We start from the raw sequence: 19,666 nt of genomic DNA, 5'->3' as shown, positions 1-19,666 counted from the left end.
CGCAAAAGCGGTGGCTAAAAAATCAAATCTAATATGGACTGTAGATTATAAATTGGGATTATTTTCAATCTCCTTCAGTGGAATACTGAATAAATAATAAGGACTGTTCAGTACAAACGGAGTCTTGTTTGGAAGATCAAAAACGGTGTGCCCTTTCCCATCAACTGTTTTTACTGTTCCGCTAGGTGTTGTTATCTGAACTTTGATTGGCTTTCCTTCTGCATCTACGAATGGTTTTCTTTCCACGGTCCCCTGCGTTCTGATAATATCGGAAAGCGAGAATCCTTCTCCAAATAATTCTTTTCTTCTTTCAATCAAGATTTCATTTACCACATCATTTTGTGCTAATGATCCTGTATAAGCATTAGCATTTCTTGCGAACCTCAACTGATTTAAAACGGTTACTGCCTGAGTTACATTTCCGTTTCTAGCCTCTGATTCTGCTTCAATCAGGTACATTTCAGCCGCTCTCATATAGACAATATCTGCAATAAGAGTAGACTTAAATTTGAATTTAGCATATCTCAGCAGTCCTTCTCTTCCCGGAAGACCATCCCATGAGAATAATTGAGATCTGATATCATTGGAATCAAACAGTTTTTTAAAATAAGGATCTGCCATAAAACTGTAGTAATAACTTCCTGATGAAGATACATCCAGGTAATGGAAAGCATAACTTGCATCTGACATCTCCTGAGTCTGTGCATGTCCCCAGATCCATTCTCCGTTATTAATGTCATTGAATCCTTCTTTATACTTTTCTGGAGTCATCAACGCAAAACCTTCTCTTGCTGTTTTAGCAGCTGCTGCAGCTTTACTCCACTCCCCTGTATTCAGATATACTCTTGCTAAAATACCGTTCACTACGTTACGGTTGATTTTATCTTTGTTATTTCTGGTATAGTTCTTTAACAAATTATCCGCATCTGTAAGGTCACTTTTAATCAAAGTATAAACATCTTCCAGGCTGGATCTTTTCTTAGCAGCACTACTTGTTGTGGAAGGTTCCGTATAAATTGGAGCCACCAATGCAGACTTGTCTTTAAGGTAACTGAATTGATAAAAGCTCGCAATATTCAGATAACAGAAAGCACGCAATGCTTTTGCCTGACCTTTTACCTGGTCTTTTTTTGCCTGACTTCCCTCCGAAGCATCAATTTTAGCAATAACATTATTCATATTATTGATGGTAGAATATAACATCGTCCAGATAAACAAAGGACGGCCAACTGTATTATTCACCATTTCCGTGAAATCATAAGTAGACGAGAAACCATATTTATTGGTTAATACAGCTACATCACTGCCCATTGCATCACTTGCTCTTAAAACAGTTGAGTATCCGATATTGGCAAAGGTAGTTCCGTCATTATTGAATTTTGCCCAGGTTCCGTTGATAACTGTTTCCGCACTTTCAGCTGTTTTGAAAACTTCCACACTGTTGGCTTGATCTGTAGGAGCAGTATCCATCTCACTTTCACAACTTGAGAGCGACCATAATCCGATTAAAGCAAAAGATAAATATTTTAGATTTTTCATTGTTCAAATTTTAAAAGTTAGAATGTTGCCTGAAGACCAAAAGTAATTGTTCTCATCGCCGGATACCTGTAATACGTTGTTCCATCCAGCGCCTGTTCAGGATCCATTCCTTTATGTTTATAGAAGGTCAGAAGATTCTCCGCCTGAACATAAATTCTGAATTTCTTCAATCCGATGGTTTCAAAATAATCTGATGGCAATGTATATCCTAAACTTACATTTTTAAGTCTCGCATACGTACCTGAATAAAGGAATCTTGTAGACTGTGAGGTCCAGTTATTCGTTTTTGTGCTTAAAGCAGGAACATCTGTGTAAGGATTTTCCGGAGTCCATCTGTTCAGCATTTCTGTACCCCAAGCACGTCCACCTAAGTTTCCGCTATGTAGGATGGAAGCATAATCTGTATCCAGAATCTTTCCGCCAATCTTGAAGGTCAATAAAGCTGAGAAGTCAAAATCCTTATACGTAATACTTGTACTCACTCCCCCTGTTAATTTAGGCAAAGCAGAACCCTGTAAAATCTTCGTAGCCTTAGCATATTCTGAAGTTGTTCCTTCTACCAGATTTCCGTTAGCATCCTTCGTAATGGTTTTCCACAATGGTTTTCCGTTACTTGGATCTACCCCAGCCCATTCCTGAAGGTAAAAATCATATACAGAACCCCCTAAGTTTAACTGTTTAGTTGTTCCTACAACAAGCGGTCCCCCAGGTAATTTTGTAATTTTATTATTTAAAGTACTCAGGTTAATGTCGACATTCCATTGGAAGTCGCTGGTTTTAATGGGTGTTGTAAACAATGAAAATTCAAAACCTGTATTCTTTATCGTTCCAACGTTAGCCGGATAGTCACTAATCCCTAAAGACGGTGCTACCGGTACATTAAACAGGAGATCTTTACTTTTTCTTTCAAAATACTCCACGTTACCCTTAATTCTGTTATTAAGGATCGCAAACTCCAACCCTACATTCAGGTTAAGATTCGTTTCCCATTTCAGATTAGGAGTTCCTACTTTTTCCAATGTTTTTCCAGGCTCACCGGCAAGAGGTGAATCTCTATATAATTCCTGATAAGCATAATACAGTGATGAGCCGTTTGGTTTCAGTAATTTATCATTCCCTTGTCCTCCATAGCTTGCACGCAATGTCAATACATTGAAGAAGTTCAGATTTCTGATGAACTCTTCGTTTGAAAGTTTCCAGGATCCTCCCACAGACCAGAATGTCCCCCATCTGTTATCTTTTGCAAATCTTGAAGAACTGTCTGCTCTTGTTGATGCTGAAAAGAAATATTTATTGTCAAAATCATACTCAACCTTTCCAAGGAAACTTAGTAAACTCAGTTTATCACTATTTCCACCGAAATTAACTAATAAAGAAGCTGCATCAGGCTCATAATAGTTAGGCAGTGAAAAACCTTGTCTGCTTCCGGAAATGATCTGGTAATCATATTTATAAAATTCATGACCTCCCAATACATTAATATGGTGTTTTCCAAATCTCTTATCGTAAGTTAAAATATTACTGGTGGTATAAGAAAGGGTTCTGCTATTGGATTTTGACACAGACCCTCCAGTCTCTTTTCCTTGTCCAAGAAGTGGATTTGTATAATAATGTTCATTATAGCTAACCACATCAACAGAAAAGCTTGATCTAAACTTCAGCTCAGGAAGGAATGTCAATTCCATAAATCCTTTTCCTGAAAAGTTATCAATCTTATTTTCATTTTTATCCAGTGGTAAGCTTGCTGCCTGGTTTTGATTCTGAAGGGCCGCAGTAGGTCTGTATTTTCCAAAATCATACACCTTGTTTCCTTCAGCATCCAATACATAAGAACCGTCAGGGTTTCTTTCATAATAAGGATAGAAAGACGGAATGGCTCTCGCAGCCTGAATAATATTACTGGCTTTGGAATCTGAAGAACTTGGAGCCTGCTGAATGCTGTTTGTATAACTTAAATTAACCCCAACATTCAGCCAGCTTTTAACCTCAGAATTGATCTTTAATCTGGTATTATATCTTTTAAATCCGGACTCAATCGCCATTCCTTTATCATCAAGATATCCTAATGAAAAGAAATAGTTACTTTTTTCACTTCCTCCGCTGATATCCAGATCTACCTGATTTCTGGAAGCCACTCTCTGTAGAATATCTCTCCAGTCATCATTCCATAAAGCTCTTGCTCCCGGCAATAGTTTTCCGTCTGTTCCTACAGGTTTTGGATAATTAGCACCATAAGGATTAATCCCCAAATTAGAAATAATATTATCCGTCGCCATCTGAGCTGCCTGCTGAGCATTGATCAGACCGGATTGATAACCATTTCTCATAGCTTCCCAGTACAGTTGAAAATATTGGTCTGTATTTACCTGTTCATAATCTTTTACCGCTCTGCCTGAGAATCCCTGACTGATATTTAAATTTACTCTGGCTTCCCCTTTTTTACCTGACTTTGTGGTAATGATAATAATCCCGTTAGCTCCTCTTGAACCATATAAAGCACTTGCTGTAGCATCTTTCAGAACACTGATAGATTCTATATCGTTAGGGCTGATGGCATTGATATTTCCGTCAAAAGGAATTCCATCCACAACATATAAAGGCTCACTTGAAGCACTTACCGACCCCACTCCTCTAATTCGAATGGTAGAAGTTGCTCCAGGCTGTCCTGAAGCACCGGTAACCTGAATTCCGGGCACTTGCCCCTCCAATGCTTTCGTTACATTGGTTACAGGTCTGTTATTGATTTTATCACTGGAAATGGTTGCTACTGAACCGGTGTAGCTGTTTCTTTTTGCCTTTCCATAGGCTACCACCACTACTTCATCAATTTCCTTTTCTTTAAGTGTATCTTTTTTCGGTTTGGAATTCTGTGCACTTACACTTACAATTCCCAGGAAAAATACAGCAACTGGCGGAATCCAAACTTTAGAGTTAAATATATTTTTATTAATCATAATCAATTTTGTTTACCATATATTAAAATTTTACCCTTTACTGAAAAGTCAGCAAAGGGCATCGATAAATACGATAAACCAAATGCTTATTTTTCCTTTAAAGGCTGAATTTAACACCTTACACAATGCAGGTTGTCAAGATATCATTGGGTCAGTTCCCTCCATCTTTCTTTATAAGCCGATCGAAATATGTTTGCAAAGCTATAAACTTTTAGTCTATAAAACAAGTAGACTTATTGTTTTTTCATAATAATTTTTCAAAAATTAACATAAGTTTTTATTAAAAGTCATTGCAAAAAGGAATTGCAGCGATTATCATTTTATCAAACATGACAAATATCATTATTAATAATTCAATGAAGAAAAGCACTGAATTCACAGAAGTTTTTGATTTTTAATTAAAAAAACTTTTTAATTTTATAGAATGAAAGTTTTGATTATAAATGGGCCTAACCTGAATCTTTTAGGTACCCGGGAACCTGAAATCTATGGAAATGTTTCCATGGAAACTTATATGGATAACTTAAAATCTGAGTTTCAGACTCATGAATTGAGCTACTACCAGTCTAATATCGAAGGAGAGCTTATCAACAGGCTTCAGCAGGATGATTTTGATGCAGTAGTAATTAATCCGGGAGCTTTCACCCATTATTCTTATGCTATCGCTGACTGTCTGAAGAATATCCGAAAGCCTAAAGTGGAAGTTCACATCAGCAATATTTACAAAAGAGAAGAATTCAGACAAAAGTCTGTTACAGCAGCTAATACTGATGCGGTTTTATCCGGATTTGGAATGGATGGGTACAGATTGGCTATACTGAGTTTAAAGTAAAGCAATAATGAATCGCCCTGATTTATACAGAATACAATATTTTGCACGCAGATTTAACAGATTAAGCAGATCTTAACATTAAGAGTTGGTAGATTTATAGTGCAAACATCTGCAAAATCAACTTGATCCGCGAGAGATAAAAAAAAAGCCTCATCAATGATGAGGCTTTTCTATTTGTATTATATCTATGATTAGATAGTTTGTTCCTGTAATTGAGGTCCTGAAGCAATTAATCTCTTACCTTCTTCAGTATCACAATACTGCTCAAAGTTTTTGATATATCTTGAAGCAAGATCTTTTGCTTTTTCTTCCCATTCTGAAGCATTAGCATATGTATCTCTAGGATCAAGGATACCTGTAGAAACGTTTGGAAGTTCAGTAGGAATCTCAAGGTTCATGATTGGAACCTGAGTTTTAGGAGCATTATCGATAGATCCGTCAATGATTGCATCAATGATTGCTCTTGTATCTTTTAGAGAAATTCTCTTTCCAGTACCATTCCAACCTGTGTTTACCAAATACGCTTTAGCACCGTGCTCTTTCATTTTTCCGATCAATGTTTTAGAGTACATTGTTGGGTGTAATGTAAGGAACGCTTCACCAAATGCCGGAGAGAAAGATGGCTGAGGTTCAGTAATTCCTCTTTCAGTTCCTGCTAATTTAGAGGTATAACCGCAAAGGAAGTGGTATTGAGCCTGATCTTCATTCAGGATAGAAACCGGAGGAAGTACTCCGAATGCATCTGCTGAAAGATAAACAATCTTTTTAGCATGTCCTGCTTTAGAAGGCAATACAATCTTGTTAATATGATAGATTGGGTAAGAAACTCTTGTATTTTCAGTGATAGATCCGTCTGTATAATCTGCTACTCCATTGTTAACAACAACGTTTTCAAGAAGTGCATCTCTCTTAATTGCAGCGAAGATATCTGGTTCTTTTTCTTCTGATAAGTCGATAACTTTAGCATAGCATCCTCCTTCATAGTTGAATACTCCGTTGTTATCCCAACCGTGCTCATCGTCACCGATAAGGTATCTTTTCGGATCTGCAGACAACGTAGTTTTTCCTGTTCCTGAAAGACCAAAGAATAAAGCTACATCACCTTTCTCTCCTACGTTAGCAGAACAGTGCATTGAAGCCATCCCTTTTAATGGAAGGTAATAGTTCATCATCGCAAACATCCCTTTTTTCATTTCACCTCCGTACCAAGTACCACCAATAATCTGTAGTTTTTCAGTAAGGTTGAACATGATAAAGTTTTCAGAATTCAATCCCTGAGCTTCCCAGTTAGGGTTTGTTGTTTTGGAACCGTTGATTACTGTGAAATCTGGTTCTCCAAAGTTTTCAAGCTCATAGTGAGAAGGACGAATGAACATATTAGTAACAAAATGCGCCTGCCATGCTACTTCAACGATAAATCTTACTTTAAGTCTCGTATCTGCATTCGTTCCGCAGAATGTATCTACTACATAAATCTTTTTAGATTCAGCAAGCTGGTTCAGCACTAGTTCTTTACAAGACCCGAAAATTTCTGCTGTAGTAGGTAAGTTTACTTTACCATCCCAGAAAATTGTATCTCTTGTAACATCATCCTGAACAATATATCTGTCTTTAGGTGAACGACCTGTGAAAATTCCTGTTTTTACTGATACCGCGCCCGATTCCGTAAGTTCCGCTTTCTCAAACCCCTGATTTTCAGGAGAAACTTCAGCCTGGTATAATTCTTCATAAGATGGATTATACACTACTTCATAGTTTCCTTTAATCCCTAATTTCTCTAAATCCTGGATGATTTTAGTGTTTTTCATTTTACTTATATTTTCTATTTCTTTATTGACTTCAACAAAAATAATATTAATTATTTGTTAAAGGTGGTTTAAATATACTGATATAAGTCAGAATGACAAATAAAAAAAAGGACGTGTAAAACACTGATTATAAATTAATTAAATCAGGCCATTCAAAAACAGTAGTAAAACCTTTCTCCCAAAAATAGTCTTTAAAGCCCCCAAATTTGGCACTCATCACGAAATCTCCGCCCCAGGCCCCCAAACTTTTGACAAATACAGGGCAGTCTGAGAATATTTTTTCTTTAACTGTAGGAATTTCAATAAAATCGGAAATTTTACGCTCATGAATCATCATTAACTCAGAAAATTTTTCCAATTCATTGCATAATAAAATTTTCTTTGTGATATCTGAAAATTCATTCACTAATTCCTGAGACTTCTTTTTTGATTTATAAAGGTTGATTCCTTCCCGGCTATCCTGTTTCTGATTTAGATGAATAAAAATCAGTTCATTTTTAAAGGATGGATTAAAATCTACTTTCTCATATCTGATCTCCGGTTTGCTCTGAAAAAGAACTGCAGACTTTTCTTTAGCAACCGCAATATCATAACCACTGCCTCCTAAACTGATTGTATTTAAGTAAAATGGATCAATATCCGCCCATTCTGCAAGGTTGTTCATTAATGTAGAACTGCTTCCAAGGCCAAAATCAGCAGGAAATTGAAGGTTGGTTTTTAGATGGTAAGTAAAATCGTTTTTGAATTTTGTAGCAGAAAGCTTCTGAACGTTCTTTAATGTCTTTACAATAAATTCAGCGCTTGATGGAATATTGGTTTCCAGAATCTGCCATGTCTTATAATCAATAACAGCTTTCAACCAAGGTTTGTTCTGATGAAGAGCTTCCCAAAGAATTAAAGACTGATAATCATCTTTTTCTTCAAAGAAAAACTCTTGTCCTAGCTTGGTGGGTACCGCTAAGACAAGAGCTCCATCAATTGCGAAATATTCTGAAGTAAGCATAAGCTTTCCCGGTGAAAATATCGCGCTCATATTTTTTATGAATTAGATTGCAGAAGCAGAGTCTACAGATCCGTCAATTTTTTTGATTAATCCCTGAAGGGTTTTTCCTGGTCCAACTTCCACGAAGTTAGATGCACCGTCTTTAATCATATTCTGTACAGACTGAGTCCATTTTACAGGACCTGTAAGCTGATCGATAAGATTTTGTTTAATCTCATCAGGATTCGTTACTGCTGTAGTGGTGATATTCTGATATACAGGGATAGTTGCCTTTCTGAATTTTGTATTCTCGATAGCAGCTGCTAATCTTTCCTGAGCCGGCTGCATCAATGGTGAATGGAAAGCTCCGTTTACCGGTAATAGTAAAGCTCTTTTTGCTCCAGCTTCTTTTAATTTCACACAAGCCTCCTCTACGGCGGAAGTTTCTCCTGAAATTACCAATTGCCCCGGACAGTTATAGTTTGCCGGAACCACAATTCCATTGATCTGTGCACAGATTTCTTCAACTTTAGCATCTTCAAGACCTAAAATAGCTGCCATAGAACTTGGATTAGCATCACAAGCTTCCTGCATTGCCTTTGCTCTTTCAGAAACCAGTTTCAAACCGTCATCAAAAGATAAAACGCCATTAGCTACCAATGCTGAGAACTCTCCTAAAGAATGTCCTGCTACCATTTCAGCTCCAAGACCGTTTACTGCTTTTAATGCTGCTACTGAATGTATAAAAATTGAAGGCTGGGTAACCTCTGTTTTCTTAAGATCCGCATCCGTTCCGTGAAACATAATGGAAAGAATGTCGAAACCTAAAATTTCATTGGCAGATTCCATCAGATCTTTAATATCTTTTCTAGAATCATACAATTCTTTTCCCATTCCTACGAACTGAGAACCCTGCCCTGGAAATACAAGTGCTTTCATGTATTGAATTAAATATTATGCAAATATAACTATAATGTTAACAATATCCTTTTAAACAAAGATAAATCATCTAAGGTACCAATCGGATTACTCTGTACCCTGTGTTTACATAAGCTCCGTTTGCTTTAGATTTTACAAACTCGAATTTTGTTGCAAGCTGAGTCTGCACCTTATTCATCTGTTTGAAAATTTCTCCTTTTTTATTTTCTCTTGTCAACATATCATTAACAACATCAAAACCTACGATAGCATATTTTGGAGGAGTCTTGCAGTATTTACTTTTATAAGCTGCCAGAATCTCTTTTTCAAAGTTACCGTCTGTATTGATCTTTCTGTCCATCAGATATACCAGACTTGCCTGGCTCAAATCATCCACTTTCTTTTCAAAAACCGGAGAATAGAACATACTGAATGCTTTTACTCCCTGTACTTCTTTAGAAAGAGCAATCACTTTATTAGCAAAAACTTCTCCCATATCCTCATTGGCTAAAACAGCAATTACCGGAGCTGACTGCCCTGTCATCATGTTTTGATCCAGCTGAATATCTGCCGGAGAGTTTACAATAACGATATTAGGATTCTTTACTGCTTTTTCAAGCCCTGATTTAATGTAGTTTGCATTTTCTTTTTTAGCGTCTGCCACTACATATATTTTTTGATCTGAATATACTGCTTTAACTTCTTCTACAAGTTTATCTGCATAGGTTTGATTATTTGTTTCAACGATAATCAAATTGTTATAGTTGTATAACTCCGGTGTATTGGCAAATGGTGCTACTACAGGAATTTTTTGATTTTTAGTAAAATCTAATACGTCAATTACATTGGACTTAAAGAATGGACCAATAATAAGATCTGTATTTTCAGGATTGATCTGTGTAAGAGAGTTTTTGAAAGAAGCTTCATTTCCGGAATCTACAATTTTGACATCCAGTTTCTGACCTCCTCTTGCATTTCTTTCAATAGCAAGTTTAGCACCTGTTAAGAAATCAAGAGCCATGCTTCTGTATTGAGTTTCGTTAGTACTGTATCCAAAAGGAAGCATCAATACTACACTTAATGCATCTCCGTTTTTCTTACTATATACCGGATCCTGCTTTTTGATTTTCAAAACCATTCCGGCTTTCAATCCTTTTGAAAGATCTGGGTTAAGAGCGATTAATTCATCAATACTTACTCCAAACTTATTCACAATAGAGAACACTGTATCTCCCTGCTGAACGGTATAGGTAACGTAGTCATCACCAACTACAACATTATTGGAAACCGTTGAAGAATTCTCATTCCCTGCATCCATTTTTGCTTTTGAATTGGTTGTTTCAACTACAGTTTCTGTATTTGATCTTTTTATTTTGATAGTCTCACCAGGTTTTAATCCTTTTTCTTCCAAACCTGGGTTTAAAGCATAAAGGTCCTGTTGGCTGATTCCAAACTGTTTTGTAATTCTGTAATAATTATCTTTGGCCTGAATCACGTAAGTTTCTCCTTCTACAGCAGGCGTAGGTGTAGCTGTTACTGTTTTTTCAACAGGAGTTTCTACAGGTTTTGTTACCGTTGTTGTTACGGTAGGCTGATCTCCTCCATATTTTTTGATGCTGGTAAGAGGTAATGTGATCTCATCCCCGATCTTCATGTGAGAATCCAGTTCAGGATTCAGTTTTCTCAGATCTGTTTCAGAAATTCTGTATTGTTTTGTAATCCCATAGATGGTCTGCTTAGGCTGTAAAATAATTTTACCCACCGGAGTTCCCGCAATTGTTCCTACTTTTTCAGGTGCAGCAGTTTTAGGAGCAGCCGGAGCTGCAGCTTTTTCTGTTTTTACGGTTAAAACATCTCCGATAGCTAGCTTACCATCTTTATGTTTAGGGTTTAGTTTCAGCAATTCATCTACAGTTATTCCATATTTTTTTGCAATGTTGTAAGGGTTATCACCTTGCACAACGGTATGCGACTTTTGGGCTGAAACCCCCAAAACCATACATAAACTGGATAGAATAAAAAACCTCTTTATCATATTCGATAATTATAATTTACAAAAATACTTCTTTAAAATTAAATGGCAACAATTATTAATTTGGAATCTTGAACCACCATCTCTTCCAAACAATTTTCAAGCCATGGATAGCCTTCGTCCGAAAAGAATACACTAAAGTTATAAACTCTTTCCTGCCATATTTTGGAAGGATGTACATCTAAAAACAGATTTTCAAGCCTTTCCAGTAATTCACCCTGCTTTATTTTTTCTGCATGAAGAAGACGTTTCTTCATTCTTTTAAATGATTTCAGCTGTCTCACTTCTTCTGCTTTCACCATATTTCCAAAGGATTTTTCAGTGGTTTCCGCAGATACTTTTAATTCAGCAAAGCTGTTGGTCAAAATTTCTTCTTTTTTATCCAGTAATTCTAAAATAGAATTATCTTTTAAAATCTTGCGATTGGTAATCACTGTAAAATTCTGGAAGAAATCTTCTATTTTAAGATCAAGTTTTTCAATTTTTCCCAGTGTTTTCTCTTTCAGGAAAAGCATGGAATTTCTTGGAATCAGGATGGGGAACGGAATATGTAATTTTGAGAAATAATCTTTCAGTTCCAGCCAATACATAATTTCGGCATTTCCTCCGATATAGGCAAGATTCGGCAATACTTTTTCCTGATATACCGGGCGCATTAAAGCATTCGGACTGAATTTTTCCGGATGATTTTCAAGCTCAGTGATGATTTCTTGTTCTGTAAACTGAATATCTGTATCTACAACAAAATATTTCTGTCCATTAAAATCGATTCTGTCTCTCGTTTCGGAAAGATAAAAAAGATTAATTTCACGAGGATTCACCTGAACTTTTCCATATTTATCAGTCAGGAAATCTACTTTCTCTTTTGAAGTTTTCTGTAAACTGAAATTTAGTAGCTCATCTTTAAAAACTTCTTTAATCTGTTCTTTAAGGCCCTTTGAATCTCCATCCAGAATCAATAATCCAAATTCGGAAAAAAGGCGATTCACCAAAATCTGAATTGCTTGTGTCAAAGTATTTCCAACCTTATAGGCCTCTTTCAACATTAAGATCAATTCTGTACCGAAAACAGAATCTTTAAATTCTTTTTCAAATTCAGAGATAAAGTAAGTATCACTAATCTTAATTCTACCTACAGGTCCACCGGATTTCTCATTAATTTCATAATAATTATTCTCCGTTTTAAAGTGGTTAATCTCTGCAAAATCATGATCTTCAGAAGCCATCCAATATACCGGAACGAAATTAAAGTCAGGAAAATGCTCCTTAAGAAAGGTACAGGTTTTTATGGTCTGTAAAATTTTGTAGACAAAGAAAACCGGCCCCGAGAATAGATTCAACTGATGTCCGGTTGTAATGGTAAAAGTGTTTGGTAACTTCAGATTTTCAAGATTCTCTTTTTGTTTCGAAGAAAGATTAAGATCTGATAACTGTTTCTCAAAAACATCAAATAATATATTCCTCTGCTCTGATGAAAAAGAATCTTTTTTTAAATGAATCTGCTGGCTAAAATGCTCTACAGAAAATGTTTTATTTTCAAAACCCTCAATATTCTGATTCAAAAAATCTTTTACTAATTGAGGTATGCTTTCTATATCATTAAATGATATTTTATTAATTGTTTTCAACCTGTATCGTTTTTAGTTGAACAAATACCACACGATTCCGATATTCAGTCTGAAATCATACACCGGATAATGTGGAAATGCATAAGCTTTATTATTAGAAATAACGGTTCCTATCTGTTGACCTTCTATAAAAAAGAACATTTTCTTCACCTTCATATTAATGTATAGATCCGCAATAGGCTGCCCTCCAATAGAGAATGAACTGGTACCAGGAAGAACATACTCATTAAGAACCGGGAAATATTCTCTGGAATTAAATTTAGAGAAGTAATATACTTTAAGTCCTACCTGTATTTCTGCCGCCTTTTTAAATGCCAGAGTCTGATAAAAGAAGTTAGCTCTTCCTACAAAACTTGGCATTGGAAGCAGATTTTTATTGGTTAATGCATTTTGGAAATGCAATCTTGTGTTCAAATGGAATTTCCCGTAACTAAAAGTAGCATCTCCTCCAATTTGGGAAATGTTCAGTGAGTTCTCACTTTGTTTTGGAGCGTAGTTACTGTCAAAATAAGTATAATTGTCAATTCTGAAGTAGTTGGCAAAAAGTTCAGTTTTAAACCATTTCAAATTAATGCTTCCTCCAAGCTCCATTACTGATTGGTTCTTGGCATTTTCAAGATAATAATTGAAGTTATTATAAACAGAAGTATTTAATAAATAATTGAATGAAGGGTAAGCACTCTGGAAGTTTACTTTTGCATTCACAAAATAATCTTTTATCGGCTCAAACTTCAGATTATTTGCTGTTCTTAGATAACTTTTAAACTGACTTCCGTTTGAAAACTCAAGAAATGAGTTCAACTGAACTTTATCCCAAAGTTTTACCTGCATGTTCCCTACCGCCCCAATTCTGTTTTCTTTAAGTTCATTAGGAAAAGGTACCCCATTAAGTGCTACAATATCATTGATTCCAAATTTAATCATCTGATAACGAACTCCTGCATCTAACTTGAATTTTTCATTATTAAAAACCAAACTCAAGGTATTACTCAGGTTGCTGGAATATTTTTTTGTTGTCAAAGGGAATCCACTCACTAACTCCGCAGCGGTATCATACCAATAATCTTCCAACCCTCCCTGATTGTAATAATATTTATTGCCCTGATGAAAAATTGTATGTCTAATACTGAATGGAAACTTCGCAGCATTGAAAGGAGTAAACTGATGGCTCAGATAATATCTTCTGTAAGCAAATTGTGAACTCGTTGAAGCCAGGTTAACCTGAGCATTCTGTCTGTTTTTATAATTGCTGTCTCCACTTTGAAACAGATTATCTTCAGTAATTCCCCCACTCTCCTGATTGTTAACATTCTGATGAAGATAATGGGCAAACAATTCATAGTTTCCGCTTTTCGAAACATAGTGTCCTGAAAATAGGGTATTGTTGTTCGCAGCCAGGGAATTTCTGTAAAGTCCTTGTGAACGAAGTCCCATATATTCAATGGCAAAATTGAATCTTTTTCCAATATTTTGAGTATAGGTAGATCTTAGTGCAGCCCCATTTCTCATTGCATTATGATAAATAAATGTTGCTGTAGGTGTTTTCACATCGTAGTACTTCACATCATTTGCTCCCAGAATCATATAAGATTTATTGGAAGGTAATAAGGATAAATTCTGTTCTGCATTCACTTCAAATACAAGAGGATTAAATCCTGATCCGATATTGGCAGGCTGCACTCTTCCGAAGTTATCATTATTGTTGTATTGTGAAAAAATATAAGTTTTATCAAAAGTCATTACTGTATCAAAAACTTTCTTTTCTGAAAATTGAGTCTGATATTGGTAATCATTGATAGTAGGTTTGAAAATTTTCAAGGAATCTTTCTTCCCGGAGTCTATGACCAGAGTATCTTCCGGCTGCTTGGTTTTTTTGGCATCTTCTGTTTTAACAACCTGTGCACTGGCCGCAAAGCCAAAGAAAGTGATTATGAAAAGGATATACTTCATTATTCATTATTGTTCAGCAAAAATAAGAAATAATAGTAAATAAAAAACCCCTGCTTAGAAGCAGGGGCTTTTATAATATAATTATTGTAAATTAATATTCAGGGAATTGCTTCATACTAGGATTAGTTTGAATTTCTCCCAGAGGTATTGGTAAAGCCTTCATCTGCTTATTAGCAGGTGTCATATTAGTCCCCGTTTGTGGATTAACAATATTTCTACCATTTCTCTTTAAATCAAGATATCTAAACCCTTCTAAGAACAATTCTATATCTTTTTGAGATAAAATTTCATCTAACAATGCTGTTCCTGTTAGTGTAAAATTATAACCAGCATCCCTATTAGTCTTAACCCAAGTATTAAGCTCAGTAAGAGCAAGAGTAGGGTTAGTATAATAAAGTGCTTCTAATTTATTAAATACAGCTTCAGTTCTTCTGAAAACCATTACATCTTTATCTACTGCCGTATATTTCAGCACATCCACAGGCTTAGGGTTATCAGAAAAACCAGCTAATGGCCCTTTGTACCAATTATCTTTTCTAATATCACCAGCTCCTAGCTTATTAAGGAATGCTAATGTTGCAAAATTTTGCTTATATCTACCTCCAGAATACCAAGTAGCAGTAATACCATCATTAGCAGCAGGTATATCTGTTCCGTTATATTCAACTTGGAAAATAGCTTCCCCTCCAGTATCCGTTGCATCATTTTTAAAGAAATTCGCTACACCACTCTTGTCAAGAATACTTCCTGCACTTAAAACTGATTCGGAATATGTCAAAGCTTTATTATAATCCTTAGTAGCAAGATAATACCTTGATAATAATATATTTACCGCATCTTTGTTTAATTTAGCCACTCCATTTCCAGTGCCAATAGAAGCTTCAGCCGATTTAAGGTCACTTAATATTTGAGCATAAACTTCTGCAACAGAAGCCCTTGCACTTTTAACATTTGGATCATATTTTAACACTAAAGGAACACCATATTCTTGATTTCCTGCTCCATAGTTTTCAGAAAAGAAACTAACTAGTGTTAGATATGACATTGCTCTAACAGTTCGAGCTTGTGCATATAAATTAGCTGTATTTCCTCCACCCACTTTAGGTTCATGTTCTAAAATAAAGTTAGCATTTGATATCAATCTATATAGAGAATTCCACAAAGAGCCAAAGTCACCATTGTTGACATTATAACCTGATAAGTCAGATAATCTTGTCCATGCAAAACGGTTAGAATTATTAGCTATAACAAAGGCATTGTCTCCCATTAGTTCAGTTATGGTTGGGATTAAAGCCGAATAATTATTCTGCACTATACTAATCCCATTTATTGACACATTGTTAGTTTGCATGTAGTTATATAAACCATCAACTGCAATATTTAGTGTTTTCTCGTTGGTAATAGCTTCTGTTAGTGGTGGATTTGCTTCTGGATTTTCAACTAGAAAATCATTACTACAACTTGAAACTATACCTGCACCTGCAGACATTAATAATAATGATACTGCAAAAATTTTTATATTCTTCATTTTACTTACTAATTAAAAATTCACAACTACTCCCATTACATACTGCCTAAGATTCGGCTGCGTTTGGTCATAAATACCCATATTTGACGCAGTGTATCTGTTGGCATTAGTATTAGCTTCTGGATCAAAATATAAATCTTTATCGAAAGCATATGTCCATAGATTCACTCCTCTAAAATATACATATACACTATTAAGTCCATCAATATTTAAAAGATTTTTAGTGAAAGTATATCCTAGCTCAATATTTCTAAGTCTGATGTGATCTCCATCAAACAGATAACGTGTTGAAGCTGTAGTTGAATTTTTATTCCCTTCATATCTAAATTTAGGTCTTGAAGCTCCAGGATTCTCAGGAGTCCAAGAATCAGTTAATGCAGACTTGAAATAGTTAATGTTAATATACTGTCCATCCCCATTATATAACCATCCCCATTCGTCATATACTGAATATCCACCTTGGTAAGTAAACATAAAAGATAGTTTGAAGTTTTTATATTCAACATCATTTATTAAACTAGCAATGTGTTTTGGCATTGCACTTTTGCCTGTAAAGGATTGTTTAGCTTTGTTAATGTCATTAGTTGTAGCTGATCTTGTATCATCAGTATACCATAATGGGTCTCCATTCTTAGGATCAACACCAGCCCATAATCTCATATAGTATTCAGTTGGATTATGTCCAGTAAAGAAAGCTTTTCTACCCGCAATAACCGTAGGTAACTGATCTCCAGCAAGTTTCGTAATTTCAGCTTTATTATATGAATAACTTCCTTTAATATCCCATCTTAAACTCTCATTAGAAACTCTAAATCCTAATGTAGCTTCAATACCTTTATTATATGAATCTGCTAAGTTTTTAATAACTGTACCAATACCTGTACTTGCTGGGTTTGGAACCTCAAAGATTTGGTTTACATTTTTATTATTATAAAGATCTAACGTTCCATATACTGATCCTTTTTTACCAATTTCAAAGTCTAGACCAATATTCGTCTTTTTAGACGTTTCCCAATTTAGACCATCTCTAGTCGCTCCTGAGGAAGTAATATAACCAGCATTTGTATTTAAGTAATTTCCTCCATAGTTATATAAAGCTAATTTATCATAAGAAGAAAGGGCCTGGTTTCCATTCTCACCATAACTTGCTCTAATTTTAAGGGATTTGAAAATATTATTCAATCCATTTATTTTTCTACCTAAGTCTACACTAGCACCAACTCCGAAGAAAGTCCCCCAGTAGTCTGTAAATCCAGAATAACCATCTCTTCTTACTGAAGCTGAAATAGAAACAAATTTATCATAGGTATAGGCACCTCTTAGTACATATCCTATCAAACTTCTTTGATCACTATCGGAAGAAGCTCCTACAGGGTTAGCTGCTACAATCGCCTGCTTGATTCTTGTTCCTGCAGGGAAACCTTGGGCAGAGAAACTATTGAAGTTAATTTTACTTTGTGTAGCCTCCATACCCGCGGAAGCACTTACATCATGTTTTTCAGCAAATGTTTTACTATAGTGAATAAAGTTATACCAGTTCCATGTCTGTCTGTTCCCTAAACTTTTTTGTAAAAGTCCATTACCATTTTTATCTCCATCAAACGTACCGTCACCAAAATCAGGATTCCAATAAATATATCCATCTTCATTTGTATAATCTAAACCAAAGTTAGTTGCATATGTAAAATTTGGAAGAAACTTATAATCTGCGGAAACAGTAGTTAACACCTTATTAAAAGTAGCTTTTGTACTATTCTCATTCTGAAGACCAATAGGGTTAAATTCAGGATTTAAGAAATATAAATCTGTGTTATAACTACCATCAGCGTTGTATGGTTTTTGTGTAGGAGATAAAAGTTTACCTGCAAACACCGGGTTTCCAAACGAAGAAGCATCTGTTGGACCAGACTGAACTGTTCTTGATAGCATTGTACTAAAAGTCATGCTTAACTTTTCACTAGCTTTCCAGTTAGCTTTTAAGTTGGCATTATATCTGTCAAATTTAGCAGATCTATCAAGACCTTCTTGTTGTAAATACCCTAAAGAGGCATAAATTGTAAAATTCTCTTTTCCCCCTGAGAAGTTAAAGTTATATTTACTAAATGCTGGATTATTTCTTTGAACTAATTTTCTCCAGTTTGTATCTGTTTTACCATCCCACTGATATTCATCAATTGCAATCTCTTTTCCTTCAGCTAAAGATGAAGCAACTCCTCTATTGTAAAGCCCTAATCCTAAAAGAGACATGTGCTCATCAGCATTGGCAAATACCATCTTATCAAATGCGACATCTGAACCACCAATTTCAGTATGGAACTGTAAATTAGCTTTTCCTTTTTTACCAGATTTTGTCGTAATAACAATTACACCTGCTGCACCTCTAGATCCATAAAGAGCTGTTGCAACGCCATCTTTTAAAACCTGAACATCTTCAATATCAGAAGGGTTGATTAAAGATAAAGCATTAGAAGTTGTTAACACCCCTGAAATATCTCCAGATGGGATTGGAACTCCATCAATTACATACAAAGGATCATTTCCTCTCGTTAATGACGTTAATCCTCTAATTAATGTAATAGTGGCTGCTCCAGGTTGTCCTGAACTCGCTGTAGTGGTCAATCCCGTAACTCTCCCCTGTAAAGCATTATCTATAGATAAGGCAGCTGGCTTTGTTAATGCATCTCCAGAAACTTTAGAAAATGATCCAACAGCCTGCTCAGGTGTTACTTTAATACCATAAGAGCCAGTAATAACAACTTCATCAATTGCTTTCTCTGTTATAGTATCTTTCTTTGCTTTTTGTGCAAAAGCTGCTTGCCCCAAAAAGAACAATGCTCCAGCACTTAATACACGTAGTTTAACATTCATATTAACAAATTTTAATATATTTTAGAGGCAAATATGTTAATAAATATTAACACTAGCAAATTTTATATGCACAGATTAGTGATTTCCATTCACAATGCAACACAAATACCCCCTCCAAAACAGAAAGATTCATAATATTTACCCATATTTACTATTGAAAATAAAAAATAAGTGTTTTAAAAAGGGATTTAACAATTAATAATTCGACATAAAAAAAATTATTTATAATGAATCTAAATTATAATAGCGCTAATTTTCAACTAAATAGATGTTTAAAATAAAAAAAATCAATCAATTTTAACAATATACAAAGTTTTATATACCACATGACCGTTTTCCATTTTTCACCTAAAAACCCTATTAAGCAACTCATTAACTATCCTACAATATTATTGCCAGCAAAAAATATTTTAACATATTCTCATTTTAGAAATAGATTAGAAATCCAACAAATGTGCATTGAAAACAAAAATTTCTTATTAAAGAGTTTCGATCTATTTTAAGAAAAGAAGCTTCAATAAAATGAATATAATGACTAGTCCTGAAAAAGGTTGACTAGTTTAATATTTCAAATATACTTAAATCAGAGTAGGAATTTTCCTATTCTGATTTTGTTTTTTATAGGTT

Annotated in this window: 11 protein-coding genes and 1 riboswitch; of the genes, 1 reads left to right on the top strand and 10 read right to left on the bottom strand. The window is 35.1% G+C overall.

The genetic code is table 11. The annotated features are described in order from the left end of the window. Positions 1-45: 45 nt before the first annotated feature. Both J2772_RS17330 and J2772_RS17325 read right to left on the bottom strand, forming a co-directional pair. Positions 46-1,539, bottom strand: a complete 1,494-nt coding sequence (locus J2772_RS17330) for a RagB/SusD family nutrient uptake outer membrane protein (protein WP_209918955.1) — start codon at positions 1,537-1,539, stop codon at positions 46-48. 17 nt (positions 1,540-1,556) lie between these two features. Then, entirely contained in the window at positions 1,557-4,493 is a 2,937-nt protein-coding gene (locus J2772_RS17325) for a SusC/RagA family TonB-linked outer membrane protein (RefSeq protein ID WP_209918953.1), read from the bottom strand. An 83-nt stretch (positions 4,494-4,576) separates the two neighbouring features. Continuing rightward, a riboswitch (SAM riboswitch) is annotated at positions 4,577-4,673 on the bottom strand. 244 nt (positions 4,674-4,917) lie between these two features. Here J2772_RS17325 and J2772_RS17320 point away from each other — a divergent pair. Continuing rightward, positions 4,918-5,325 carry a type II 3-dehydroquinate dehydratase gene (locus J2772_RS17320; protein WP_209918951.1) on the top strand — a complete coding sequence of 136 codons (408 nt, stop codon included), beginning with the start codon at positions 4,918-4,920 and terminating at the stop codon, positions 5,323-5,325. 191 nt (positions 5,326-5,516) lie between these two features. On the opposite strand, the gene pckA is transcribed toward J2772_RS17320, so the two are convergent. The 8 genes from pckA to J2772_RS17280 all read right to left on the bottom strand — a co-directional run bounded on the left by pckA (position 5,517) and on the right by J2772_RS17280 (position 19,039). Then, positions 5,517-7,133 (bottom strand): phosphoenolpyruvate carboxykinase (ATP), encoded by a 1,617-nt coding sequence (gene pckA / locus J2772_RS17315; protein ID WP_209918950.1) that lies wholly within the window; start codon positions 7,131-7,133, stop codon positions 5,517-5,519. A gap of 127 nt (positions 7,134-7,260) precedes the next feature. Continuing rightward, positions 7,261-8,166: a GYDIA family GHMP kinase gene (locus J2772_RS17310; RefSeq protein WP_209918949.1), complete on the bottom strand. Its 906-nt coding sequence runs from the start codon at positions 8,164-8,166 to the stop codon at positions 7,261-7,263. 12 nt (positions 8,167-8,178) lie between these two features. Further along, positions 8,179-9,054, bottom strand: a complete 876-nt coding sequence (fabD, locus tag J2772_RS17305) for an ACP S-malonyltransferase (protein WP_209918948.1) — start codon at positions 9,052-9,054, stop codon at positions 8,179-8,181. Positions 9,055-9,124: 70 nt separating this feature from the next. Beyond that, positions 9,125-11,068, bottom strand: a complete 1,944-nt coding sequence (locus J2772_RS17300) for a LysM peptidoglycan-binding domain-containing protein (protein ID WP_245365254.1) — start codon at positions 11,066-11,068, stop codon at positions 9,125-9,127. A gap of 38 nt (positions 11,069-11,106) precedes the next feature. Next, on the bottom strand, positions 11,107-12,693 hold the full coding sequence (gene bshC, locus J2772_RS17295; protein ID WP_209918947.1) for a bacillithiol biosynthesis cysteine-adding enzyme BshC: 1,587 nt from the start codon (positions 12,691-12,693) through the stop codon (positions 11,107-11,109). Between the two features lie 12 nt (positions 12,694-12,705). Continuing rightward, a complete protein-coding gene (locus J2772_RS17290) occupies positions 12,706-14,643 on the bottom strand; it encodes a putative porin (protein WP_209918946.1) in 1,938 nt (645 codons plus the stop codon). A gap of 91 nt (positions 14,644-14,734) precedes the next feature. Then, entirely contained in the window at positions 14,735-16,171 is a 1,437-nt protein-coding gene (locus J2772_RS17285; protein WP_209918945.1) for a RagB/SusD family nutrient uptake outer membrane protein, read from the bottom strand. Positions 16,172-16,183: 12 nt separating this feature from the next. After that, on the bottom strand, positions 16,184-19,039 hold the full coding sequence (locus tag J2772_RS17280) for a SusC/RagA family TonB-linked outer membrane protein (RefSeq protein WP_209918936.1): 2,856 nt from the start codon (positions 19,037-19,039) through the stop codon (positions 16,184-16,186). Positions 19,040-19,666: the final 627 nt, after the last annotated feature.

This window comes from Chryseobacterium jejuense (assembly GCF_017877355.1).
Classification (GTDB): Bacteria; Bacteroidota; Bacteroidia; order Flavobacteriales; family Weeksellaceae; genus Chryseobacterium; species Chryseobacterium jejuense_A.
The sequence above is the reverse complement of the archived record's forward strand: the minus strand, read 5'-3'. Positions and strand labels throughout refer to the sequence as shown.